The organism is Pseudomonas sp. ATCC 13867, from assembly GCF_000349845.1.
GTDB lineage: Bacteria > Pseudomonadota > Gammaproteobacteria > Pseudomonadales > Pseudomonadaceae > Pseudomonas.
On sequence record NC_020829.1, the window covers coordinates 1,427,452 to 1,452,248 of the forward strand.

16 protein-coding genes are annotated in these 24,797 nt (G+C 65.9%); 8 read left to right on the top strand and 8 right to left on the bottom strand.

The window, feature by feature from the left end:
• Nucleotides 1-165 precede the first annotated feature (165 nt).
• On the top strand, nt 166-816 hold the full coding sequence (lapG, locus tag H681_RS06555) for a cysteine protease LapG (RefSeq protein WP_041712469.1): 651 nt from the start codon (nt 166-168) through the stop codon (nt 814-816).
• Nucleotides 817-831: 15 nt separating this feature from the next.
• A complete protein-coding gene (gene lapD, locus H681_RS06560) occupies nt 832-2,775 on the top strand; it encodes a cyclic di-GMP receptor LapD (RefSeq protein ID WP_015476059.1) in 1,944 nt (647 codons plus the stop codon).
• A 179-nt stretch (nt 2,776-2,954) separates the two neighbouring features.
• Here lapD and H681_RS06565 read toward each other — a convergent pair whose 3' ends face one another.
• Together H681_RS06565 and H681_RS06570 are read right to left on the bottom strand one after the other, a co-directional pair.
• On the bottom strand, nt 2,955-3,287 hold the full coding sequence (locus H681_RS06565) for a hypothetical protein (protein ID WP_015476060.1): 333 nt from the start codon (nt 3,285-3,287) through the stop codon (nt 2,955-2,957).
• A 114-nt stretch (nt 3,288-3,401) separates the two neighbouring features.
• Nucleotides 3,402-11,102, bottom strand: coding sequence for a retention module-containing protein (locus H681_RS06570; RefSeq protein WP_015476061.1), 7,701 nt, complete (start codon nt 11,100-11,102; stop codon nt 3,402-3,404).
• Nucleotides 11,103-11,444: 342 nt separating this feature from the next.
• On the opposite strand from H681_RS06570, the gene H681_RS06575 reads away from it, so the two are divergent.
• From H681_RS06575 to H681_RS06585, 3 genes are read left to right on the top strand one after another with little or no spacing between them, the layout of a single operon-like run.
• Nucleotides 11,445-12,797 (top strand): TolC family outer membrane protein, encoded by a 1,353-nt coding sequence (locus H681_RS06575; protein WP_015476062.1) that lies wholly within the window; start codon nt 11,445-11,447, stop codon nt 12,795-12,797.
• A 48-nt stretch (nt 12,798-12,845) separates the two neighbouring features.
• Nucleotides 12,846-15,002, top strand: coding sequence for a type I secretion system permease/ATPase (locus H681_RS06580; RefSeq protein ID WP_015476063.1), 2,157 nt, complete (start codon nt 12,846-12,848; stop codon nt 15,000-15,002).
• Nucleotides 14,992-16,362: an HlyD family type I secretion periplasmic adaptor subunit gene (locus H681_RS06585; RefSeq protein ID WP_015476064.1), complete on the top strand. Its 1,371-nt coding sequence runs from the start codon at nt 14,992-14,994 to the stop codon at nt 16,360-16,362. Before H681_RS06580 ends, H681_RS06585 begins: the two co-directional genes overlap by 11 nt.
• A 186-nt stretch (nt 16,363-16,548) precedes the next feature.
• Here the strand turns inward: H681_RS06585 and H681_RS06590 are convergent, their stop codons facing one another.
• From H681_RS06590 to H681_RS06615, 6 genes are all read right to left on the bottom strand, one after another.
• Nucleotides 16,549-17,190 carry an NAD(P)-dependent oxidoreductase gene (locus H681_RS06590; protein WP_015476065.1) on the bottom strand — a complete coding sequence of 214 codons (642 nt, stop codon included), beginning with the start codon at nt 17,188-17,190 and terminating at the stop codon, nt 16,549-16,551.
• Between the two features lie 115 nt (nt 17,191-17,305).
• Nucleotides 17,306-17,938, bottom strand: coding sequence for a potassium channel family protein (locus tag H681_RS26730; protein ID WP_015476066.1), 633 nt, complete (start codon nt 17,936-17,938; stop codon nt 17,306-17,308).
• A gap of 71 nt (nt 17,939-18,009) precedes the next feature.
• Nucleotides 18,010-18,894, bottom strand: coding sequence for a 3-hydroxyisobutyrate dehydrogenase (gene mmsB / locus H681_RS06600; protein ID WP_015476067.1), 885 nt, complete (start codon nt 18,892-18,894; stop codon nt 18,010-18,012).
• A 130-nt stretch (nt 18,895-19,024) separates the two neighbouring features.
• Complete coding sequence (locus H681_RS06605) at nt 19,025-20,128, bottom strand: enoyl-CoA hydratase/isomerase family protein (RefSeq protein WP_015476068.1); 1,104 nt, start codon at nt 20,126-20,128, stop codon at nt 19,025-19,027.
• 10 nt (nt 20,129-20,138) lie between these two features.
• The gene (locus H681_RS06610) at nt 20,139-20,957 is read right to left on the bottom strand and encodes an enoyl-CoA hydratase (RefSeq protein WP_015476069.1); all 819 of its coding nucleotides are present in this window, start codon (nt 20,955-20,957) and stop codon (nt 20,139-20,141) included.
• 223 nt (nt 20,958-21,180) lie between these two features.
• Nucleotides 21,181-22,344 (bottom strand): isobutyryl-CoA dehydrogenase, encoded by a 1,164-nt coding sequence (locus H681_RS06615; RefSeq protein WP_015476070.1) that lies wholly within the window; start codon nt 22,342-22,344, stop codon nt 21,181-21,183.
• Nucleotides 22,345-22,492: 148 nt separating this feature from the next.
• Here H681_RS06615 and H681_RS06620 point away from each other — a divergent pair, with 148 nt between their 5' ends.
• From H681_RS06620 to ung, 3 genes are all read left to right on the top strand, one after another.
• A complete protein-coding gene (locus H681_RS06620; RefSeq protein ID WP_015476071.1) occupies nt 22,493-23,371 on the top strand; it encodes an AraC family transcriptional regulator in 879 nt (292 codons plus the stop codon).
• Nucleotides 23,372-23,472: 101 nt separating this feature from the next.
• Nucleotides 23,473-24,039, top strand: coding sequence for a hypothetical protein (locus H681_RS06625; protein ID WP_015476072.1), 567 nt, complete (start codon nt 23,473-23,475; stop codon nt 24,037-24,039).
• A 54-nt stretch (nt 24,040-24,093) separates the two neighbouring features.
• The gene (gene ung / locus H681_RS06630) at nt 24,094-24,786 is read left to right on the top strand and encodes a uracil-DNA glycosylase (RefSeq protein ID WP_015476073.1); all 693 of its coding nucleotides are present in this window, start codon (nt 24,094-24,096) and stop codon (nt 24,784-24,786) included.
• The last annotated feature ends 11 nt before the right edge of the window (nt 24,787-24,797 follow it).

Below are 24,797 nucleotides of genomic sequence, written 5' to 3' on the forward strand. Positions count from 1 at the left end.
CAATGGCGCAATGCTTGATTGCATTGTGCCATTGTTTTTTTCGCGAACAGCTTGCACCATGCCGCTCCGGCGTGTGCCTAAGCGAGGCGGGCGCCTCGCAGTCGAGAAGTCGCGATCGTGTCCAGCCGTTCCACCCGTGCGTTGCGCCGTAGCCGTCCCGGAACCCTGCTCCTGGCGCTGGCGACGTCGCTCGCCGTGCTGGCCGGCGCGCAGCCGGGCGAGTGGGACTTCCGCCTGATCGGCCAGCGCGCTGAATCGCTCTACGGTCCGCTGGGCGAGCAGCATTCGCGCATCGATGCCTGGCAGGGCCTGCTCGAGGACGCCAGGGGCTTGCCCGAGCGCGAACAATTGCAGGCGGTCAACCGCTTCTTCAACGCGCAGTTGCGCTTCACCGATGACATCGGCCTGTGGCGCGAAGTGGATTACTGGGCGACGCCGGTTGAAGCGCTGCTCAAGGGCGCCGGCGATTGCGAGGACTTCGCCATCGCCAAGTACATCAGCCTGCGGCATCTCGGCGTGCCGGCACAGAAGCTGCGCATCACCTACGTCAAGGCGCTGCGCCTGAACCAGGCGCACATGGTGCTGACGTACTACCCCCGCCCCGATGCCGTGCCACTGGTGTTGGACAACCTGATCGGCAGCTTGCTGCCGGCCAGCCAGCGCACCGACCTGCAGCCGGTGTACGCCTTCAACGGCGAGGGCTTGTGGCTGGCCAACGCCAGCGGCGGCAAGCAGGTCGGCGATAGCAAGCGGTTGTCTCGCTGGCAGGACCTGCTGAAGAAAATGAAAGCCGAAGGCTTTCCCCTGAACGAATGAGAGCGTGGAGACACGATGTCCCTGTTCAAACAATTGCTCATCGCCATCTGCCTGTTCCTGGTGGTCGCCTTCAGCGGCAGCTTCATGGTCAGCCTGGAAAGCTCCCGTGGGCAGTACGTCAACCAACTGCGCTCCCATGCCCAGGATGCCGCCACGGCGCTGGGGTTGTCGCTGACGCCGAACATCGACGATCCGGCGATGGTCGAGCTGATGGTCAGCTCGATCTTCGACAGTGGCTATTTCGAGAGCATTCGGGTGGTCGACCTGGCCAGCGGCCAGGCGATCGTCGAGCGCACCGGCGTGCCGGATACGGTGGCGGCCAGGGTGCCGCAGTGGTTCGTTTCGCTGATCGACCTGCATTCGGCCGGCGGTGACGCCATCGTCAGTCGTGGCTGGACCCAGGCGGCGCGGGTCGAGGTCGTCAGCCACCCGATGTTCGCCATCGCCAAGCTCTGGCAGAGCGCGTTGGGCAGCCTGCTCTGGCTGGCCCTGTGCGGTGTGGCCAGCGCGGTGCTCGGCGCCGTCCTCCTGCGCCGCCAGCTCAAACCGCTGGACTACATGGTGGCGCAGTCCCATGCCATCGCCCGCCGCGAGTTCCTCAGCGTGCCGGAGTTGCCGCGTACGCCGGAACTGCGCCGTGTGGTGCAGGCGATGAACCAGATGGTGGAGAAGCTCAAGGCGCTGTTCCAGGAACAGGCCGAGCGCAGCGAACGGCTGCGCGACGAGGCTTACCAGGATAGCCTGACCGGCCTGGGCAACCGACGCTTCTTCGACCTGCAACTGCAGGCGCGGCTGAGCGCCGAGGACCAGGTCGGCAGCGGCCTGCTGCTGATCCTGCGGGTGCGCGACCTGGTCGGCCTGAACCAGCGCCTGGGTGGTCCGCGCGTCGACCAGTTGCTCAAGGCCGTGGCCGATCAACTGCGCCTGGCCGGACAGGGGCTGGGCGCCGGCCTGACCCTGGCGCGCAGCCGCGGCGGCGAGTTCGTGATGCTGGCGCCGGGGCTGATGCCCGAGGAGGCGCCGGACCTGGCGATGCGCCTGGAGTCCATGCTTGCGGCGTTGGCCAGCACCGGTGCCAGCGATGTCAGCCCGGTGGCGAGCCTGGGGCTGGTGCCCTTCGTGTCCGGCGAGTCGGCGCAGACGCTGCTGCTGCGCGCCGATGAGGCGCTGGCGTTGGCCGAGCGCGAGGGCGAGCGTTGCTGGGCGTTCCTCCAGGATGGCGCCAGCCCGGTCGCCGAGGAACGCCATGCCTGGCACCGGCTGCTGGACGAGGCGCTGGCGCACAAGCGCTTCCAGTTGTATTTCCAGCCGGTGGTGGCTTGCGCCGATCCGCAGCGGGTGCTGCACCACAAGGTCCTCTCGCGCCTGCCGGACGGGCAGGGCGGCCACATCGCCGCCGGGCGTTTCCTGCCCTGGCTGGACCGCTTCGGCTGGACCGCGCGGCTTGACCTGCTGATGCTGGAAAGCGTGCTTGCCGACCTCGCCCGCCACGACCGGTCGCTGGCGCTGAACCTGTCGGCGGCGCTGCTGCGCGACGAACGCGCCAGCGCGCGGGTGTTCGACCTGCTGCGGCAGCATCCTCAGTTCGCCGGGCGCCTTACCCTGGAGCTGGAGGAAGACCAGTTGCCGGCTCAGGCGGTGCTCGAAGCCCTGGCCCACCGCCTGCATGGGCTGGGCTACAGCCTGAGCCTGCAGCATTTCGGCGGCCGCTTCAGCATGATCGGCAACCTGTCTCGCCTGGGCCTGGCCTATCTGAAGGTGGACGGCAGCCACATCCGCGCCATCGACCAGGAGAACGACAAGCGTCTATTCATCGAGGCCATGCAGCGTGCGGCGCACAGCATCGACCTGCCGCTGATCGCCGAGCGGGTGGAGACCGACGGGGAGTTCCGCGTATTGCGCGAGATGGGGATTCAGGGGGCGCAGGGGCAACTGTTCGGTGGGCCGGCGCCGTGGTGATGGTGGGCTTTGCTCGTTGCTCTTCGTAGGATCGAGGGGGGCGCCTAGTTCTTGCTCGCGAACAGAATTACCCGGCCACATTGGCGTTAAGCGGTTCGCGAGCAAGCTCGCTCCTACAAAAAACGCGCTTCGCCGGCAGGCTTTGCAGGGCGCCTTTCCCTGCAAATGAAAACGGGGCCTCAGATCAGTCCCGTTTCCTCATCGTCATTGATCAAGCGGGTCAGTCCGCCCAGGGCCTCGCGGGCCTGGGTGCGGTTGAGCAGCTTGGAGCGCGCGGCCGGCGGCAGGTCGGTGATGCGGATGACGCCCTTGGTGATCAGCACCGAGATCAGGTCGTCCAGCACCCGGATCATGTCCAGGTCGCTCTGCTTCAGATGCAGCAGGCTGCTCTCGGCGGCTTGCCAGGCCTGGATGTCCGGGTGGTCGGCTGGCAGCGTTCCGGTCATTCCATCGAATTCGGCGTCTTCGACGCGCGCCAGTTTTCCCTCGGCGTTGCGCTGGATGTACAGCATCGGGCCGTCCCCATTGTCGGAAGTGAAAGTACGCCAGCGGCGCCGCCCCGAAGGATGGCGCCGCTGGCGCGATGGCAGAGCCTGACGTGTTCGTTGCCTGGCGGCAACGAGGGATCAGTGATGCTCAGTCTTGACCAGAGGATCGGAGCCCGCCACCAGTTTGCCGACGATCTCCGACGAGGTGGCGCCGTAGGTGGTCAGGTCCACGCCGCTCAGCTTGATGGTGACGTCCGCGCCGGTGTCGATCTGGCCGGTGGTGCTCACCTGCAGGGTCGAGGTCGTGGTGTCCACCTTCAGGTAGCTGAGGATGTCGTTGTGCGCGGTATCCGGTAGCAGGTCGCTGATGTCGATACGGTCACCTTGTTCGGCCTTGAAGTCGGTGATGGTGTCGTTGCCCAGGTCGCCGGCCTTCCAGACGAAGGTGTCGGCACCCGCACCGCCGGTGAGGATGTCGTTGCCCTTGCCGCCGATGAGCTGGTCGTTGCCGGCACCGCCGAACAGGATGTCGTTGCCGGCATCCCCGATGAGGATGTCATTGCCACCCTGACCATAGAGGATGTCGTTGCCCTCGCCACCGTTCAGGGTGTCGTTGCCGCCGCGGGTATCGCCTTCGACGTTGAACAGCGCATGGTTGGCCTTGATGTAGCTGTACATCTCTTCGCTGGTCGCCGCATGGCCGTTCTTCAGTTCGAGGAACGCCGTCAGCGCGCCGACGCCGGAGCCCGCCGGCAGGTCGGCCGGCTTGACCGGGTTGCCGTTGACGCCCCAGGGCAGGTGGTCGGTGTTGATGCTGTCGCCGAAGAGGATGTCGTCCCCGGCTCCGCCCTGGATGCTGTCGCTGCCCGAGGGCGCCAGTTCGGAACTGGTGGAACCGCCGTGCAGCGCGCCATGCAGTTCGCTGGCGCTGTTCACGATGTCCACCTGGCCGACCGGACCGCTCACCGGGTTCGGCGTATAGGTGGTCTGCTTGATGTCATCGATGTAGACCGTGGCTCGGTCCGAACTGCTGTTGTCGGTGAGGATGAACTCGAAGCGGTAGGTGCCTTCACCGACGGCCTTGGTGGTGATGGTCGTGCTGCCGGTGGACGAATCCAGGATCCCGGAGTCGGACACGGTGCTCCAGCCTCCGTTCACCAGTTTCTCCAGCCGCCACTCGAAGGTGTCGCGCGGGTTCAGCGTTTCGCTGAAGTCGAAGCTGAAGCGGGAGGTGGTGCCGCTGGTGACCTCCGCTCTCGGGCTGGCTGCGGTGGTGGAACCGTTGCTGTTGCTGTCGACCATCTTCAACCGGTTGTTGAAGAACCCATAGTCGATGCTGGTGCCGTTGCCGCCGCCTTTGCTGTTCAGCTCCCAGCCGCTCAGGCTGCCGCTGCTGAAGTTATGCAGCAGGTTGCTCGTGCTGGTGTCGATGCTCAGCGTGCCGGTGCCGGTCACGTTGCTGTTGTCGAAGAACTTCAGGATGTTCTCGTTGATGCCATTGCCGATACCGATGGCACGGACGTCGCTGACGCCGCTCAGGCTGCTGAAGGACTGCACCGACTCGCGTACCACGTCCGCCGTGGTGGCGGTGCCGTTGCCGTGGGTGTTCGACTGGGTCGGGTCACCGTCGGTGAGGAACAGGGTCAGGTTCTCGTAGCCGTTGTTCTTCTGCGCCGAGGCGTTGAACCAGTTCACCGCCTGCTCGAAGGCCGCCTGGTAGTGGGTGCCGCCGTCGGCCTGGAGGCCGGTGTTTTGGGTCCTGCCGATGGCGTCGATCAGGTCGCTGACGTTGAGGTTGGTGAGGTCGGCGATGCTGACCTTGATACTGGCGCCGGTGGAGAAGCCGATCAGGCTGATGTTGATCACGCCGTCATGGTCCTTCAGCTCGTTGGCCAGGTTGATCAGCGCCTCCTTGACCAGCTTCATCCGCGAGTCGACATAGTCCGCGTTGTCCTGGCCGGCGAGGCTGAACTTCATGCTGCCGGAGGTATCGACGATCAGGGCGATGTTGTAGTTGGTGCCCGGCTGGGTGGTGGTCAGCAGGCCGCCGACGTCACCGAGGATCACGTCGTCGCCCGATCCGCCGACCAGGGTGTTGTCGCCGTTGGGGGTGGTTTCCGGGATCTGCATCTGGCCGACGCGGATGTCGAAGCCGTGGGTTGCCGAAGTGTCGATACCACCGTTGGCGGTGCCGCCGCTGTCCTGCACGGCGAAGCTGAAGTGCGCGTTGGCGCCCGAGGCATCCGGCACGAAGGTCAGTTTGCCGGCGGAAACATCGTTTGCGCTGATGGCCTGGCCGGCCTGCACGGCGGTTCCGTCGAGCAGCAGGGTGCCCGAGTCCGGCAGCGCCTTGATGATCACGTTTTGCAGGCTGTGGTTCTGGCCATTGGCGGAATCGGCGGTGTCGTTGAAGGCGAAGTCCTTCAGGCCGAAGGTGTAGTTCTTCCCGGCGTAGAGGCTGGCGGTGGCGTCCACCGACAGCGGCGCATCGTTGATCGGCGCGATGTCGAGGGTCACCACGGAGTCGACGGTGCCGCCCTTGCCGTCGCTGACGGTGACGGTGAAGCTGTCCGGGCCGCTGTAGTTGGCCGCCGGGGTATAGGTATACGCCCCGGTCTTGCCATCGAGCATCAGGACGCCGTGGGTCGTGCCGGTCTTGACGGTGTAGCTGAGGCTGTCGTGGTCGACGTCGTTGGCGACGATCTGCCCGTTCAGCACATCGTCCTCATTGATGGCGATGTTCTGCTGGGTGGCGGTCGGCACATCGTTGAGCGGATGGACCTGGATCTCCAGCGGCAGGCTGGTGGTCGCCTTGTCGCCGTTGCTCGACTCGGTGGCGGTGGCGTTCACCTGCAGAGTGATGGTGCCGTTGGCGTTGGCCGGCGGAGTGAAGGTCAGCTTGGACAGGTCCCAGCCGGTGACGTCCACGCTGCCGTTGCTGGCATCGGCGGTGAAGCTGTGGATGCCGTCGCTCAGGATGGCTCCGTCGGGGATGCCACTGATGCTGATCGACAGGTTTTCCGAACCGTCGGTATCGGTCAGCGCCGCGCTGATCTTCGACAGCGGGATGCTGGTGTCTTCGTTGCCCTCGTTGGGGCCGAAGACGGTGTAGTGCCCCTGGCCGTTGTCGCCGACCAGATCGCCCAGGCGCTCGCCCGCAACGGTGAGTTCGCCGGTGTTGTGGTAGACCAGCGCACTGTCGGTGCCGAGGGTCTGCGGCGTGCCGCCGTTGTCGGAGATCGTCAGGTTGTAGCTGCCCGGGCCGTTCTGGTTGTGCTGGTAGAGCGCGATCGTGTAGTAGCCGCTTTCAGTGGGTGTGAAGGTGCCGCTGAACTTGCCGCTGGTGCCGCCTGTGCCGGCCCAGGTCGCCTCGGCGACGTTGGTGCCGCCGACGACCAGGCGGATACTGTCGTCGCCCACGCCGGCGAAGGTGTAGGTGTGGCCGGCTTCGAGGAAGATCAGGCCGCTGACCTTGTTGGCGGTGCCGGCGTTGACGTTGGGGTTGTTCACGCTGCTGGTCGAGCTTGTGCTGCCGGCCGTGCCGGCGCCATCGATCACAGCTTGCAGGGTGGACGGCGGGATGCCGCTGCCATTGCTGCCGAGCCCCGACAGGTTGGTCCAGGTTTCCACGGTCAGGCCGGTCGCCGGCGGGCGGCCGCTGCTGCCATCCAGGTCGAGGGTCGGCTTGTCCGCCACGGCGATGACGTTGACGTTCACAGTCGAGGTGGCGAAGCCGCCCTGGCCATCGCTGATCTTGTAGGTGATGGTATCGGTGCCGCTGAAGTTGGCTTTCGGCGTATAGGTCAGGGTGCCGTCGGCGTTGATCACGACCTGGCCATTGCTCGCCGCGACCTCGGTGACGGTCAGCGGGTCGTTGTCGGCATCGCTGTCGTTGCCCAGCACATCGATCCTGATCGAATCGTCTTCGTTGACCGTCGCGCTGTCCGGACGCGCGATTGGTGCATCGTCCACTGGGGTGACGGTGATATTCAGCGTGGAGCTGCTGCCGGTGTTGGTGGTGTAGGTGACTTCAGGTACCGAGCCATTCCAGTCCTTCACCGGGGTGAAGGTGTAGTTGCCATCGCTACCCAGGGTGAAGCTGCCGACGCCGTTGAGGGTGGCGGTATCGCCGGCAGCGAAGGTGCCGGTCATGCCGTTGATGCTGAAGCTGGCAACAGAAAGGACATTGTCCACATCGCTATCGTTGCTCAGCACATTACCGGTAGCGGTGTTGTCCTCGTCGACGGTGTTGCTGTCGGGAGCCAGTACCGATGCGTCGTCCACCGGGGTCACAGTGATGTTCAGCGTCGAGCTGCTACCGGTGTTGGTGGTGTAGGTGACCTCGGGGACCGAGCCGTTCCAATCCTTCACCGGGGTGAAGGTGTAGTTGCCATCGCTGCCCAGGGTGAAGCTGCCGACACCATTGAGGGTCGCGGTATCGCCGGCGGCGAAGGTGCCGGTCATGCCGTTGATGCTGAAGCTGGCAACAGAAAGGACATTGTCCACATCGCTATCGTTGCTCAGCACATTACCGGTAGCGGTGTTGTCCTCGTCGACGGTGTTGCTGTCGGGAGCCAGTACCGAGGCATCGTCCACTGGAGTGACGGTGATATTCAGCGTCGAGCTGCTACCAGTATTGGTGGTGTAGGTGACCTCGGGTACCGAACCATTCCAGTCCTTCACCGGGGTGAAGGTGTAGGTACCGTCACTACTCAGGGTAAAGCTGCCAACGCCGTTGAGGGTGGCGGTATCGCCAGCGGCGAAGGTGCCGGTCATGCCGTTGATGCTGAAGCTGGCAACAGAAAGGACATCGTCCACATCGCTATCGTTGCTCAGCACATTACCGGTAGCGGTGTTGTCCTCGTCGACGGTGTTGCTGTCGGGAGCCAGTACCGAGGCATCGTCCACCGGCGTCACGGTGATATTCAGTGTCGAGCTGCTGCCAGTGTTGGTGGTGTAGGTGACCTCGGGGACCGAGCCGTTCCAATCCTTCACCGGGGTGAAGGTGTAGGTACCGTCGCTGTTGATCACCAGTGAGCCGATACCGGCGAGGGCCGCGCTGCTGCCGGCGGCAAAGCTGCCCTGTACACCCGCGATGCTGAAGCTGGAGACGGCGAGGACATTGTCCACATCGCTGTCATTGCTCAGCACGTTGCCGGTGGCAGTGTTGTCTTCGTCAACGGTGTTGCTGTCCGGGGTCAGTACCGACGCGTCATCCACCGGGGTCACGGTGATGTTCAGCGTGGCGCTGCTGCCGGTGTTGGTGGTGTAGATGACCTCGGGTACCGAACCATTCCAATCCTTCACCGGGATGAAGGTGTAGGTACCGTCACTACCCAGGGTGAAGCTGCCGACGCCGTTGAGGGTGGCGGTATCGCCGGCGTTAAAGTCACCGGTTACGCCTGCAATGCTGAAGCTGACAACACTGAGCGTGTTATCCACATCGCTGTCATTGCTCAGCACATTACCGGTAGCGGTGCTGTCCTCGTCGACGGTGTTGCTGTCCGGGGTCAGTGCCGAGGCATCATCCACCGGGGTCACAGTGATATTCAGTGTCGAGCTGCTGCCAGTGTTGGTGGTGTAGGTGACTTCGGGTACCGAGCCATTCCAATCCTTCACCGGGATGAAGGTGTAGTTGCCATCGCTACCCAGGGTGAAGCTGCCGACGCCGTTGAGGGTGGCGGTATCGCCGGCGTTAAAGTCACCGGTTACGCCTGCAATGCTGAAGCTGACAACACTGAGCGTGTTATCCACATCGCTGTCATTGCTCAGCACGTTACCGGTGGCGGTGCTGTCCTCGTCGACAGTGTTGCTGTCCGGGGTCAGTACCGAGGCATCGTCTACCGGGGTCACGTCGGCGAAGTGCAACTGCGCGGTATCGGTGGCGGTGCCGTCGCTGACGGTATAGGTCGCGCTCGGCACCGGGCCGTTGTAGTCCTTCGCCGGGGTAAAGGTGAAGCTGCCGTCGGCGTTGATCACCAGGCTGCCAACGCCGTTGAGGGTGGCGGTCTGGCCGGCGTTGTAGCTGTTGCCGTCGAAGGTGAAGTCGGTGACGGTCAGGGTGTCGCCGTCGACGTCGCTGTCGTTGCCCAGCACGTTGCCGGTGGTCGCCGTGTCTTCGGTCACGGAAAGCGGGCCGTCGTCCTGGGCAACCGGCGCGTCGTTCACCGGCGTGACATCGATGCTGACGACCGACTCGACCGTGCCGCCATTGCCGTCGTTGACCACCACGGTAAAGCTGTCGCTGCCGTTGTAGTCCGTGCCCGGGGTGTAGGTGTACTCACCGGTCGCCGGGTTCAGCACCAGGGTGCCGTGGGCCGGCTCCGAGCCTGGCTTCAGGGTGTAGCTGAGGGTGTCCCGGTCGGCATCGGTGGCGACGATCTGCCCGGTGATCGGCGTGTCCTCGGCGGTGGTCCGGGATTGATCGGCGGTTTCCGGCGCGTCGTTCACCGGCGTGACATCGATGCTGACGACCGACTCGACCGTGCCGCCATTGCCGTCGTTGACCACCACGGTAAAGCTGTCGCCGCCGTTGTAATCCGTGTCCGGGGTATAGGTGTACTCGCCGGTCGCCGGGTTCAGCACCAGGGTGCCGTGGGTCGGCTCCGCGCCGGGCTTCAGGGTGTAGCTGAGGGTGTCCTGGTCGGCATCGGTGGCGATGATCCTGCCGCTGACGGGTGTGTCTTCGGCGGTGGTGTTCGATTGGTCGGCGGTGACCGGCGCATCGTTCACCGGGCTGACGTTGTCGAAGCTCAACTGCGCGCTATCGCTGGCGTTGCCGTCGCTGACGGTATAGGTCGCGCTCGGCACCGGGCCGTTGTAGTCCTTCGCCGGGGTAAAGGTGAAGCTGCCGTCGGCGTTGATCACCAGGCTGCCAACGCCGTTGAGGGTCGCGGTCTGGCCGGCGCCGTAGCTGTTGCCGCCGAAGGTGAAGCCGGTGACGGTCAGGGTGTCGCCGTCGACGTCGCTGTCGTTGCTCAGCACGTTGCCGGTGGTCACCGTGTCTTCGGCCACGGGAAGCGGGCCGTCGTCCTGGGCAACCGGCGCGTCGTTCACCGGGTTCACGCCGACGTTGACGGTGAGGGTGTCGCGACCTCCCTGGCCGTCATCGACGATCACGGTGAAGCTGTCATTGCCGTTGAAGTTCTGCCCGGGAGTGTAGGTGTAGGAACCGTCGGCGTTAACCACGACGGTTCCGTTACGCGGACCGTCGTCGAGCTCGAAGCGCAGCGGATTGCCGTCCGGGTCGTCGGCGCGCAGTTGGCCGCTGACCGGGGTGTCTTCGTCGGTGCGGATAGTGGCGTCCTGTCCGCGCGGCGCATTGTTCGGCGAGGGCTGGTCCTGCGCGTCGTTGTCCTGGCCCAGGTTCTGCTGCTGGCGGGCGAACGACTGGTCGTCGGGGCTGGTGGGGAAGCCGATGTCCGGGGCGACGCGGCCGGCAGTCTCATCGAGCATCACGAAGCTGTGGCCGCCGCCGGCAGCGCCGGAGCCGCCGCTGGAAGCACTCGGGCCCGCCGCGGTGGGCGCCAGGGATTGGGTCGGGTCGAGACCGGCGGCGATGGCTTTCTGCAGGTCCTCGGTGCTCGGTACGGAGAGTTGCGGCTGCGCGCGCGCGGACGCCGCGTGCGGCAGGTCGGCGCCGCTCCACTGGCTGTCGCGGCCCAGGTCGACCACGCGGCCGTCGCCGGTATCCAGGGTCACGGCACCGGCGGCGCCGGTGACCAGCTGTTCGCCCTGGTAGATGCGGTCACCTTCGACAAGGACGCGCTGGGCGCCTTCGGGGGAAACCGCAACCACTTGTCCGATGATGCTTTTGACGACGGCGACGACGCTGCTCATGCACTTCTCCTGATGAGGCTTACCTGGTGTGCCAACCGGGCTGCCGTTTTCCATATCGGCGCCAGGGGCATTCCCTGTCATTCAGAGCGAAATATCTGACGTCAATAACTTGGCTTATTCCAAATGGATATTGTGTATATGCCAATGTATTGACCATTCGCGTGTCATCCTAAACAATTGGCAAATCGATGTCACTTTGATATCGGGCGTTCGTGTAAAAAAAATTTAGCGTGAAGTGCATCACGCTTTTGATGAACCCTTGCAGCGCATTTGTCGGTTTTTTGACGCTCCTTGCGGCAATCGAATCGCTGCGGCTATCTCACTGATAAGGATGTTTTCCTCATGCGCCTGCGCTTCGCTTCCGTAGTGCCCTTCGCCCTTTCCTTCGTCCTGCCCGCCCATGCCGACACGCTGAACCAGGCGATGCAGAAGGCCATCGACTACCACCCGGAAATCCAGGCCGGGGTGAACAATCGGCTGGCCGCCGACAAGCAGCTGCGCGCTGCACAGGGTGGCTATCTGCCGTCCGTTGACCTGTTGGGTGGCTATGGCCGCGAAGGCACCGATTCGCCCAGCACCCGCGCCCAGGGTGACGATCACTGGAAGACCATGAGCCGTGGCGAATCCAGCCTGCGCCTGCAGCAGATGGTGTTCGACGGCTTCGCCACCTCCAGCGAAGTGGGCCGCCAGCAGGCCACCGTGAACTCCCGTGCCTACGCGCTGCTCGGCACTTCCGAGCGCACCGCGCTGGAAGTGGCCCAGGTCTACACCGACGTGCTGCGTCGCCAGGAAATGGTCCGCCTGGCCGAGTCGAACCTGAAGCGCCACCAGCAGGTGTATGACCAGATCAGCCTGCGTAGCGCGCGCGGCGTCGGCCGCCTGGCCGACCAGGATCAGGCCGAGGCGCGCCTGGCCCAGGCGCAGAACAACCTGCTCACCGAACAGACCAACCTGGCCGATGCGCGCACCAACTATTTCAGCGTGGTGGGCAGCGAGCCGGTGGACCTGGCCGAACCCTCGGGCCTGAACGGCCAACTGCCGGCGGACCTGCAGGCGGCGCGCCGCCAACTGCTGGAAAACAGCCCGATCCTGCGTTCGGCGGAGTCCGATGTCGCGGCGGCGGAAAAGCAGTACGAAGCGGCGAAGTCGACCTTCTATCCGAGATTCGATGCAGAACTTTCGCGCGGTGCCGATAACAACGTCGACGGCGATCCGGGCCACAACAACGAATGGCAGGCGATGCTGCGCATGCGCTACAACCTGTTCGCCGGCGGCAGCAACAAGGCCGACCTGGAAGCCAAGTCGTACCAGGCCAACCAGGCGCTGGATATCCGCAACAACGCCCTGCGCCAGTTGAACGAGGAGCTTGGATTGTCCTGGAACGCCCTGGCCAACGCCCGTGACCAGTTGCCGATCGCCCGTCAGTACGTGGACTACAGCACCCGCGTGCGCGAGGCCTACCAGAAGCAGTTCACCATCGGCGAGCGCACCCTGCTCGATCTGCTGGACAGTGAGAACGAGCTGTTCAACGCCTCGCGCCGCGCGGTCGACCTGAAGTACACCGAGCTGTTCACCCAGTATCGCATCAAGGCCACCCTGGGCGAACTGCTCAAGAGCCAGGGCGTGGTGGCGCCGATGGCGACCGTGGTGAGCAACGACGTCAAACCGCAAGTCCAGCTGCCGGGCCTGAACTGAATCGGTCCCCAGCCCAATCCAGTCCGCCCCAACCGAGAGTGTCCCCGCGTGGATCAAGAAGTCAGCGAAGTACCCCTAAGCCACGATCCGCGCGGTCTGCTCGATGACCCGCTGCTGGACAGCCTGCTGACGCTCTGTCAGCTGCACCAGAAGCCGGCCAGCCGGGCGATGCTGACCAGCGGCCTGCCGTTGCCCGGGCAGCGCCTGAGCGCCGAACTGCTACCCCGCGCGGCCGCTCGCGCGGGCTTGCAGGGGCGGCTGCTGCAGCGGCGCCTGGAGCAGATTCCGGCGCTCGCGCTACCGGCCATGCTGTTGCTGCGCGAAGGGCGTTGCGCGGTGCTGCTGGGTTGGGAAAACGACGGCCAGGCGCGCCTGCTGCTCAGCGAAAGCGACGGCGGCGAGGTGCGCGTGTCCCGCGAGCTGCTGCTCGAGGATTACAGCGGCCAGGCCTTCTTCGCCCAGCCGCAGCACAAATTCGATTTGCAGCACGGCGAACTCATTCCGCGCGCCAAGAGCTGGTTCCGTGACACGCTCAAGCGTTCGCGCTGGCTCTACGTCGATGCGGTGGCCGCGAGCCTCTTGATCAACCTGATCGCCCTGGCCGCGCCGCTGTTCGTGATGAACGTCTACGACCGCGTGGTGCCCAACCAGGCCGCCGCTACCCTCTGGGTGCTGGCCATCGGCATCAGCGGCGCCTACCTGTTCGACCTGCTGCTCAAGACCATGCGCGGTCTGTGCCTGGACCTGGCCGGCAAGAAGACCGACCTGATCATCTCGGCGACGCTGTTCGAGCGCATCGTCGGCATGAGCATGAAGTACCGCCCCGCGCGGATCGGCAGCTTTGCGCAGAACATCCACGAGTTCCAGACGCTGCGCGACTTTCTCAACTCGCTGACGCTCACCACCCTGATCGACCTGCCGTTCACCCTGCTGATCCTGCTGGTGATCGGCATCATCGGCGGGCCGCTGGTGTTCGTCCCGCTGGTGGCCTTCCCGCTGGCCGCGGGCCTGGGCTGGGTGCTGCAGAAGCCGCTGGTGGAAACCATGAACCGTACGATGGCGCTGTCCGCCGAGCGCCAGTCGAGCCTGATCGAGACCCTGGCCAGCCTCGACGCGGTGAAGGTGAACAACGCCGAGAGCGAACGCCAGTACCTCTGGGAACAGACCATCGGCACCCTCAGCCGCCTGGAACTGCGGGTGAAGCTGCTGTCGTCCCTGGCGATGAACAGCACCGTGCTGATCCAGGCGCTGGCCGGGGTCGTCATGATCATCGGCGGCGTCTACCTGATCATCGCCGGCGACCTGTCGATGGGTGGGCTGATCGCCTGCTACATGCTCAACGGCCGCGCCCTCGGCCCGCTGACCCAGCTCTCCGGGCTGATCCAGCGCTACCAGCAGGCGCGCCTCTCGATGGAAACCACCAACCAGATGATGGAGCTGCCGCAGGAGCGCAGCGCCGACGAGCGTCCGCTGACCCGTTCGCAACTGCGCGGTGGCATCGAGATGCGCGACCTCGATTTCGTCTATCCGAACCAGCAGGTGGCGGCGCTGCACGGCGTCAACCTGCAGATCCGCGCTGGCGAGAAGATCGGCATCGTCGGCCGCAGCGGCTCGGGCAAGAGTTCCCTGGCCAAGCTGCTCGTCGGTCTCTACCAGCCGGACAAGGGCAACCTGCTGGTGGACGGCGCCGACGTGCGCCAGCTGGACATCAGCGAGCTGCGCCACAACATCGGCTACGTGCCGCAGGACATCAGCCTGTTCAGCGGCACCCTGCGCGACAACCTGGTGTCCGGCGCGCGCTACGTGGATGACGAGCGGGTGCTGGAAGTGGCCGAGCTGACCGGGGTGAACGAGTTCGTCCGCCTGCACCCGCAGGGCTTCGAGCTGCAGGTCGGCGAGCGCGGCCTGAACCTCTCCGGCGGCCAGCGGCAGAATGTCGCCCTGGCCCGCGCGCTGCTGCTCGACCCGCCGATCCTGCTGCTCGACGAGCCCACCAGCGCGATGGACAACGCCGGTGAGGAGCGCCTGAAGCAGCGCCTGCACTCGATCATGGGCGACAAGACATTGCTGCTGGTCACCCACCGCGCCTCCATGCTCAGCCTGGTGGATCGCCTGGTGATCATCGACAAGGGACGCATCATCGCCGACGGCCCGAAGGATGTGGTGATGGACGCATTGAAGAAGGGGCAGATCAGTGTCGCTTGATCCCAAAGGCAGCATTCGCCACGTCATCGGTGGCTATTTCAAGGGCGGCGACAACCTTTCCGGCCAGCCGCTTCCCGAAGTCAGCAAGGCGCTGGTGGAAGACGCCCCGCGCGTGGTGCGCCTGACCATCTGGGTGCTGATCGGCTTCGTCCTGTTCCTCGGCCTGTGGGCGCATTTCGCCGAGATCGACGAGGTCACCCGTGGCGAGGGCAAGGCGATTCCCTCGTCCAAGGTGCAGAAGATCCAGAACCTGGAGGGCGGCATCGTCTCGCAGATCTTCGTTCGCGAAGGCGAGGTGGTGCAGGCCGGGGAATCGCTGATGCGCCTGGATCCGACCCGCTTCGAATCCAACGTCGGCGAGACCGAGGCCGACCGTCTGGCGATGTTCCTGCGAGTGGAACGGCTGTCCGCAGGAGTGGAAGACCGCGAGCTGAACATCCCCGACGACGTGCGCGCCAAGGTGCCCGGCCAGGCCCGCAGCGAAGAGGCGCTGTTCCACAGCCGCCAGCAGCAGCTCAAGGACGAAGTCGCCGGCCTTGAGCAGCAACTGGTGCAGAAGCAGCAGGAGCTGCGCGAGTTCGTCTCCAAGCAGACGCAGTACCGCAACAGCTTGGGCCTGCTGCGCGAGGAAATCTCCATGTCCGCGCCGCTGGTGGCGCAGGGGGCGATGTCGCAGGTGGAACTGCTGCGCCTGAAGCGTTCGGAAGTGGAGAACCGTGGCCAGCTCGACGCCACCACCCTGGCCATTCCGCGCGCCGAGGCGGCGGTGAAGGAAGTGGAGCGCAAGATCGCCGAAACCCGCTCGCGCTTCCGCAGCGACGCGCTGAAGGAACTCAACGAGGCGCGCACCGACCTGAGCAAGGCCGAGGCCACCGGCAAGGCGCTGGAAGATCGGGTCAACCGCACCCTGGTCACCTCGCCGGTGCGCGGCATCGTCAAGCAACTGCTGGTCAACACCATCGGCGGCGTGATCCAGCCGGGCAGCGACCTGGTGGAGATCGTCCCGCTGGACGACACCCTGCTGGTAGAGGCACGCATCCGTCCGCAGGACATCGCCTTCCTGCGGCCGGGGCAGCACGCGATGGTCAAGTTCACCGCCTACGACTACACCATCTACGGTGGGCTGGAGGCGGACCTGGAGCAGATCGGCGCGGACACCGTCACCGACGACGATGGCAACAGCTTCTACCTGATCAAGCTGCGCACCCGCAAAAGCCACCTGGGTACCGATGACAAGCCGCTGCTGATCATCCCCGGCATGATCGCCACGGTGGACATCATGACCGGCAAGAAGAGCATCCTCAGCTATCTGCTCAAGCCCATCCTGCGGGCCAAGGCGGAAGCGCTGCGGGAGCGGTGATCGCGGGAGCGCGGAGCGCTCCTGCAGATCGACTCCACAGCGCGCTGCTCCTGTAGGAGCAACTGTCTTTCACTCGGCAGCTGTTCGCGAGCAAGCTCGCTCCTACAGGGCCAGGCCCATCCGTGTGGCCAGGCAGAGCGCCGCTCTTCGTAGGAGCGAGCTTGCTCGCGAACCTGCCGAATCGAATCAATACGCCACGGTAAACCGCTGCCGGTGATGGTTGGCCTGCTCCGCCTCGTCGATCATTGCCATCGCCAGGTCCGGCAGGGAGATGCGGCTCTCGCCGTTGCCATCGAACAGCACCTGGTCGCCGCCGATGCGGAAGCTGCCGGTGCGGACTTCGCCGTCGAGCAGCATCGCCGGGCTGAGGAAGACCCAGTCCAGCTCTCGCTCGCCGCGCAACTGCTCCAGCGCATCGGCGGCGCCCAGCGCACCCTGCTTCCACTGCGCGGGGAATTCCGGGCTGTCCACCAGGCGCTGGCCGGGGGCGATCTCCAGGCTGCCGGCGCCGCCGAGTACCAGCAGGCGCTTTACCCCCGAGGCCTTCACGCCGTCGACAATCGCGCGGCTGCCATTGGCGTGGGCGTTGCGGATGTCCGGATGGCTCCAGCCGGCGTTGAAGGCGCTGATCACCAAGTCCTGGCCGGTGACGGCGTGGGCGACCCGGGATGGATCGCAGACATCCGCCCGGATCACCTGCAGGCGCTCGCGTGGCGTCAGTTTGGCGGGGTCGCGGACCAGGGCGGTCACTCGATGACCACGGCGCAGGGCTTCTTCGAGGATGTAATGGCCAACGTGGCCGGTGGCGCCGATCAGGGCAATGTTCATGGAATCACCTTGTGTGGGATGAGCCGTGGGGTACGGCGGGTGATTCATCCTGGTCATGGAGCCGCTGCGGATAAAGCCCTGCTGGCATCATGCATTCGTAAGCGTGGCTTCACAGTCAGTCCCCGCGGTCATCGTTCACCAGGCTGACGCCACGGGCCACCGCGAGGGCCATGAACAGCACGCCCATGATCGCTTCGCTGCCGGCCAGGAAACGCGCCAGCGGGTGTACCGGCACGATGTCGCCGTAACCGATGGTGGTCAGGGTGACCATGCTGAAGTAGACGAAGCCGGGCATGTCCAGCGGCCCGCTGCTGCTCTGGAAGCTATGGGGATAGAGATGGTCGATCAGGTTGTAGGTGAGCGCGAAGGACAGCACGAAGTTCAGGTACAGCGCACAGAGCCCATAGAGCAGTTCGCGAGTCACCGGCCGCTGCTGGGTCACCCGGTGGAACAGACTGATGACCAGCAGCAGGATGAAGCCGATCTGTGGAATGCCTCGCTTGAGCAGCGGATGAATGTGCCACCCGTCGGGAGCGAACGCCATCGCGAGGCTGAACGTACCCATAGTGCAGAACAGGTAGAACCAGCGGCTGTGGCTGCGGACGGTATTCAGCCCGGCGAGGACCATCAGCACCAGGCTGATCAGTTCCAGCGCGATGGGCGGCTGGGGGATCGACATGACCAACAGTACCAGCAGCACGCTGTTGAGCAGCAGGCGGAAACGGTAGTGCGACAGGAATTGCTTCAAGATGACAGCCCGGTCTGGGTAACGAATTGTTCAGTCTGGGACAGCCACCTGCCGGACTTCCAGGCCGCACCTCAGGAATCGAAGAGTTTCTGTATGACGGAAAAGTCCTGTTCTCCGTGGCCTTGTTTCACCAGTAGCCGGTACAGCGCCAGCGCCAGGCTGCCCATCGGCGTGCTGTTGCCGCTGACCTGTGCGGTTTCCTGGGCCAGGCCCAGGTCCTTGGTCATCAGCGCCGTCATGAAGCCGCCGGTGTAGCCGCGCGAGGCGGGGGCGGCTTCCATCACGCCGGGCCAGGGGTTGTAGACCTCCAGGGCCCAATTGCCGCCGGAGCTGCGGCGCATGATTTCCGACAGCACCGCCGGGTCGAGCCCGTTGGCGGCGCCCAGGGCCAGGGATTCGGCGGTGCCGATCATCAGCACGGCGAGCAATTGGTTGTTGCACACCTTGGCCACCTGGCCGGCGCCGTCGCCGCCGGCGTGGAAGATGTTGCGGCCCATGACTGAGAACACCGGACGCGCGCGTTCGAGCACCTCGGCATCGCCGCCGACCATGAAGGTCAGGGTGCCGGCGATGGCCCCGCCGGTACCGCCGGACACCGGCGCATCGAGCATCGGGATGCCGCGCTCGGTGGCGGCCTGGTGAACCTTGCGGGCGGAGGCGGGGGCGATGGTGGAGCACTCCAGCACCAGGGTGCCGGGAGCGATGTGCGTCAGCAGGCCGTCGGTGCCCAGGTAGAGCCCCTCGACGTGCTGGCTGGCCGGCAGCATGGTCACCACGATGTCGACGCCGTCGACCGCGTCATGGGCGCTACGCGCCGCGCTGGCGCCCTGGGCGACCAGGCCGTCGATGGCGCTCTGCACCAGGTCGAACACGCGCAGCAGGTAGCCGGCCTTGATCAGGTTGGCGGCCATGGGAGCGCCCATGTGGCCGAGGCCGATGAAGGCGATGGTTTGCATGCTGGTTTCCTCCTGTTCAACGACGACAGGCACTCCAGCGCTTTTGCTTTTCGTAGGAGCGAGCTTGCTCGCGAACAGGTTCCGTAGCGAAGCCGTTCGCGAGCGAGCTCGCTCCTACAGAGAGGGCACCCTACAGATCCGCCAGCGGATGCTCGCCCTCCCAGGTCGCGTCGAAGTGCGCATTCACCACTGCATCAGGTATGGCAGCGATATCCGGCCAGTGCCAGTGCGGAGCGTTGTCCTTGTCGATCAACCGGGCGCGCACACCCTCCGAGAATTCCGGGTGACGGCAGCAGTTCAGGCTCATCGCGTACTCCATGCGGAACACCTCGGCCGTCGACAGATGGCGCGCGCGGCGAATCTGTTCCCAGACCAGGCGGGCCGTCAGCGGGCAGCCGGATACCAGGCTCTTCGCGCCCTTGGCGATCAGCGCATCGCTGTCCTCGGTGAGCGGCGCCAGCGCATGCCAGGCCTCGACCACGTTGGCGCAGTCCAGCAGGGCGTCGATGCGCTCGCGGCGCGGCAGCAACTGGGCTTGCGGCAGTTCCCCGCGCGCCTCGTGCTCCAGCGCACGGAGCAGGCTGTGCAACTGCACGTCAGCCTGTTCGCGCCAGTTCAGCTGCACCAGCCCCTCGATCAGGTCGTCCTGCTGGGTGTCGAGCAGGAAGCGGTCGGCCAGGTCCAGGTCCAGCGCGTCGCGGGCGTTCATCTGCGTGGCGGTCAGGCCGAGGAACAGGCCGAGGCGGCCGGGCAGGCGGGCGAGGAACCAGCTGGCGCCGACGTCCGGGTACAGGCCGATGCTGATTTCCGGCATGGCCAGCCGGCTGCTCGGGGTGACGATACGTATCCCGGCGCCCTGCATCAGCCCCATGCCACCGCCCATCACATAGCCGTGGGCCCAGCAGATCAGCGGTTTGCCGTAGCTGTGGATCAGGTAGTCCAGGCGGTATTCGTCGGCGAAGAAGCGGCGGGCCAGCTCCGGCACCTCGCCGGGTTTCTCGCGGCAGGCGTCCACCAGCTTGCGCACGTCGCCGCCGGCGCAGAAGGCCTTGCCGCCGTTGCCGCGCAGCACCACGCAGGCGATCTGCGGGTCGTCCTTCCACACGCTCAACTGATGGCCCAGCGCTTCGATCATCGGCAGGCTCAGGGCATTCAGGCTCTTCTCGGCATCGAGGGTGGCGACGCCGATACGGAAACCGTGCAGGCCGGGGCGCTCTTCGAACATCACGTTCATGGTCAGTCCCTTACTGGTTGCGCCAATGCGGTTCGCGTTTTTCCAGGAAGGCATTCACGCCTTCGCGGGTGTCGTCGGCATCGAACAGGTCGACGAAGCGCTCGCGCTCTTCCGGCAGCCAGGTGGTCGGACCGCGTAGACGGGCGCCCTGGATCAGCGGTTTGATGGTGCGTACCGCCACCGGGCTCTGGCGGGCGACCTTGGCGGCCAGCAGCAGGGCGGTGCCGCGCGCTTCGCCAGTGTCCACCACCTGCTCGACCAGGCCGATGCGCTGCGCGGTGTCCGCGTCGATGCGCTCGCCGCAGAGGATCATGCGCTTGGCCCAGCCTTCGCCTACCAGCCAGGACAGCGCCTGGGTGCCGCCGGCGCAGGGCAGGAGGCCCACGGCGGCTTCCGGCAGGGCCATCTGCGCCTGGCGCTCGGCGATGCGGATGTCGCAGGCCAGGGCGCACTCCAGGCCACCGCCCATCGCGTAACCGTTGATCGCGGCGATGGACACGCCGCGGAAGTCGCGCAGGGTTTCGAAGGCTTCGCCGAAGCGGCGGGCCATCTCGCGGGCGCGGGCCTTGTCGCCGTCGGCGAACATGTTCAGGTCGGCGCCGGCGGAGAAGAATTTCGGCCCCTGGCCGGTCACCACCAGGGCATAGATATCGTCATCGCGGTTCAGGTGCTCGACCACCTGGCGCAGGCCGATCAGCGAGTCGCGGTCCCAGGTGTTGGCCGGCGGGTGGTTGATGGTGATCAGCGCGGTATGGCCGTGCTTCTCCACCGTCAGCTTGTGGGTCAGGTCGAAGACTCCGGGTTTGTAGGGCTCGAGGGCGTTGCTCATGGGCATCTCCTTGTCGGTGCCGCCGGCGGGCGGGCGTATGGGCATGGACTCTAGGCGGGCGCGGCAGGGCGAGTCCATGTCCGATCTGTTCGATTGCGCCCGCGCGGGCGGGCGGTTTTTCCAGTGAAGCGGCTCTTGGCTTTTCGTAGGAGCGAGCTTGCTCGCGAACCAGAACCCGCAGCGGGGCCTGTTCGCGAGCAAGCTCGCTCCTACAGGGAAAGCGTCAGAGCAGGCGATCCAGCATCCCGCCCTGTTCCAGTAGGCGGCGGGCGACTATGACCCGCATGATCTCGTTGGTGCCTTCCAGGATCTGGTGCACGCGGCTGTCGCGCACCCAGCGCTCCAGCGGGTAATCGTTGAGATAGCCGTAGCCGCCGTGCAGCTGCAGCGCCTCGTTGCACAGGGCGAAGCAGCGGTCGGTGGCGAAGCGCTTGGCCATTGCGCAGTAGAGGGTCGCCTCGCCGTCCTTGTGGTCCAGCTTGTGCGCGGCCAGGCGCACCATCTGCCGGCTGGCGGTGAGATCGGTGAGCATGTCGGCGAGCTTGAACTGCAGGGCCTGGAACTCGGCCAGTGCCTTGCCGAACTGCTTGCGCTCCTCGACGTAGCGCAGCGACTGCTCCAGCGCCGCCTGGGCCGCGCCGAGGGAGCAACTGGCGATGTTCAGGCGACCGCCGTCCAGGCCTTTCATGGCGTAGACGAAGCCCTGGCCCTCTGGGCCGATGCGGTTGCCGGCGGGGATGCGCACGCCTTCGAAGGTAATGGTGCGGGTCGGCTGCGCCTTCCAGCCCATCTTGTCCTCGTTGCGACCGTAGCGGATACCCTCGGCGTTGGCCGGCACCAGGAAGCAGGAGATGCCCTTGGCACCGTCCACGCCGGTGCGCGCCATGACGATCAGTACGTCGGTGGAGCCGGCGCCGGAGATGAAGGTCTTGGCCCCGTCCAGCACGTACTCGTCGCCATCGAGGCGGGCGCGGGTGCGCAGGTGCGCGGCGTCGGAGCCGGCGTCCGGCTCGGTGAGGCAATAGGAGGCCAGGTGCTCGCCGCCGATCATTCCCGGCAGCCACTGCTCCTTGAGCGCGGCGTCGCCGAAGCTGGCGAGCATCCAGCTGGCCATGTTGTGGATGGTGATGTAGGCGGTGGTGGCGACGCAGCCGGCGGCCAGTTGCTCGAAGATCAGCGAGGCGGACAGGCGCGACAGGCCCAGGCCGCCGTCTTCCTCGGCGATGTACAGGCCCAGGTAGCCCTGCTCGGCGGCGCGGCGGATCACCTCCACCGGGAAGTGGTGCTGGCGGTCCCAGTCGGCGGCGTGGGGGGCCAGTTCGCGGCTGGCGAAGGCGCGGGCGCTGTCCACCAGCAGGCGTTGTTCCTCGGACAGATCGAAATGCATGCAGCTACCTCGGATTGTTCTTGTCGGCCACATCGTCGCGCAGCGCGCGAATTTTCATCGTTTATAGCGATTGCGGGGGCCGCTGTGGATTGACGATCTTGCTCGATGGATGGACGATCTTGGTGTTCATGAGCGCGGAAATCTTCCCATGTCCCGTCCCCTCATCTCGTCCTGGCCGCTGCCGCAGCAGGGCGTCCGCTTCATTACGCCACCGCGCCTGCGTCGTGCGCTGGACCGCCACCCACTGGGCCAGGCCTGCTATCCACTGGCGCTGGGTTACTACCCGGCAGCGGTCGGGCACCGCATGGAGCGGGAGAGCCCGGACGACCACCTGCTGATCTACTGCAGCGCCGGCCACGGCTGGTTGGAAACCGAGGATGGACGATTCGAGGTTGCCGGCGGGGATCTGCTGGTGCTGCCCAAGGGCCGTGCCCATACCTATGGCGCCGACGCGCAGCGGCCCTGGTCGATCTTCTGGGTGCACCTGGATGGCCGGCTGGCGGAGGAGTTCCTGCGGCCTCTGGGCAAGTCGCCGCGCCTGCGGGTCGGCGTGCAGCCGCGTCTGCTCGGCGAGTTCGATGCGCTGCTGGCCTTGCGCCGCCAGGGCCTGAGCCTGCCGCACTTCATCCATGCCGCGCACCTGCTGCAGAGCCTGCTGACCTCGCTGGCTCTGCGTCCGGTGCGGGCGCGACTGAAGTCCGGGCGCGTGCTGGACGTCGAGGCGGTGCAGGCGCTGATGCGCGAGCACCTGCACGACGCGCTGAACCTCGACGAGCTGGCCGCGCAGTTCCGCCTGTCGCGCTTCCACTTCGCCAAGACCTACCGTGCGCTGACCGGGCAGGCGCCGATCCAGGACTTCATCCGCCTGAAGATGACCCACGCCTGCCGCCTGCTCGACCAGAGCAATCTTGAAGTGCGCCAGGTGGCCGAACAGCTCGGCTACGCGGATGCCTACTACTTCTCGCGGCTGTTCAAGCGCGTGGTGGGCATGGCGCCCAGTCATTACCGCGAACTGCACGCGGGATGATGGGGATGGCGCGCCGTGTCGCCCAGGCTGGCGTGCCTGACCGCGCGCGCCGCGCGGGTGGACGCTAGTCTGCGGCGACTGCCGAGAGAAGGACGTACGCCATGCTCCCTGTGATCGCCGAACTGCTGTTGACCCTGGCCTGCGCCGCCGCGGCCTGGCTCGCCCTGCGCGAGCGCCACGGCTGGCGGGCGCTGGGCTTCGGCTTCATGGGCGTTGCGGCATGCCTGGGGATGCTGGAGTACGCCGGTGCCGCCGCGCTGGCCGAGCCCCATCGCCAGGCGAGCGTAGTGTCCGCCGCGGTGGGCCTGCCGCTGATCGCGCTGGGACGTGTGGCTGGCGGGGCCGGCCGGCAGGCGCTGGTGTTGCTGGCCGGCGGGGTACTGATGGTTTTCCCGCCGCCGCTGACGCTGCTGGCCAACCTGGTCGCGCTGCTGGTCATCGCCTGGCCGGGGCGTTCGCGGCGCTATACGCTGGCGCTGCTCGGTGCGCTGCTATTCGTCGGCAGCGGCCTGCTGATCGGCACCCACGGCGAATGGGGCGGCGTGCCGCGGCGAGAGCTGTTCCACATGGGGCTGACGATCGCCGTGGCGGCCTGGGTGCTGGCCGGGTTGGGCAGTGGAGCAGGCCGTCTGCCGGGGCTGTCGACGCCGAAACAGCGGGCGCCTTGACTTGACCGGGACGCTTGCTTAGCGTGCCGGTTCGTTTTACCAGGCAGACGCACCATGACGAATGAAGATCGGATCAAGCTGGAAGCCAGCTGGAAGGAAGCCCTCCACGAGGAGTTCGAGAAGCCCTACATGAAACAGTTGGGCGAGTTCCTCCGCGCGGAGAAGGCCGCCGGCAAGGTGATCTTCCCGCCCGGTTCGCTGATCTTCAACGCACTGAACACCACGCCGCTGGAGCAGGTGAAGGTGGTGATCATCGGCCAGGACCCCTACCACGGTCCCGGGCAGGCTCACGGTTTGTGCTTCTCGGTGCAGCCGGGGGTGCCGACGCCGCCGTCGCTGCAGAACATCTACAAGGAGCTGCAGCGCGACCTGAACATCCCGATTCCCAACCACGGCTACCTGCAGCACTGGGCCGAGCAGGGCGTGCTGCTGCTCAACACCTCGCTCACCGTCGAGCAGGCGCGTGCCGGCTCCCACGCCCAGGCGGGCTGGCAGCCGTTCACCGACAAGGTGATCGAGGTGGTCAGCCAGCGCTGCGAGAACCTGGTGTTCCTGCTCTGGGGCTCCCATGCGCAGAGCAAGCAGAAGCTGATCGACGCGCAGAAGCACCTGGTGCTCAAGTCGGCGCACCCCTCGCCGCTGTCGGCCTACCGGGGCTTCCTCGGCAACGGGCATTTCAGCCGCACCAACAAGTTCCTCGAACAGCACGGCCTGGCCCCCATCGACTGGTCGCTGCCGCCGGTCTGAAGGGCCTGCGC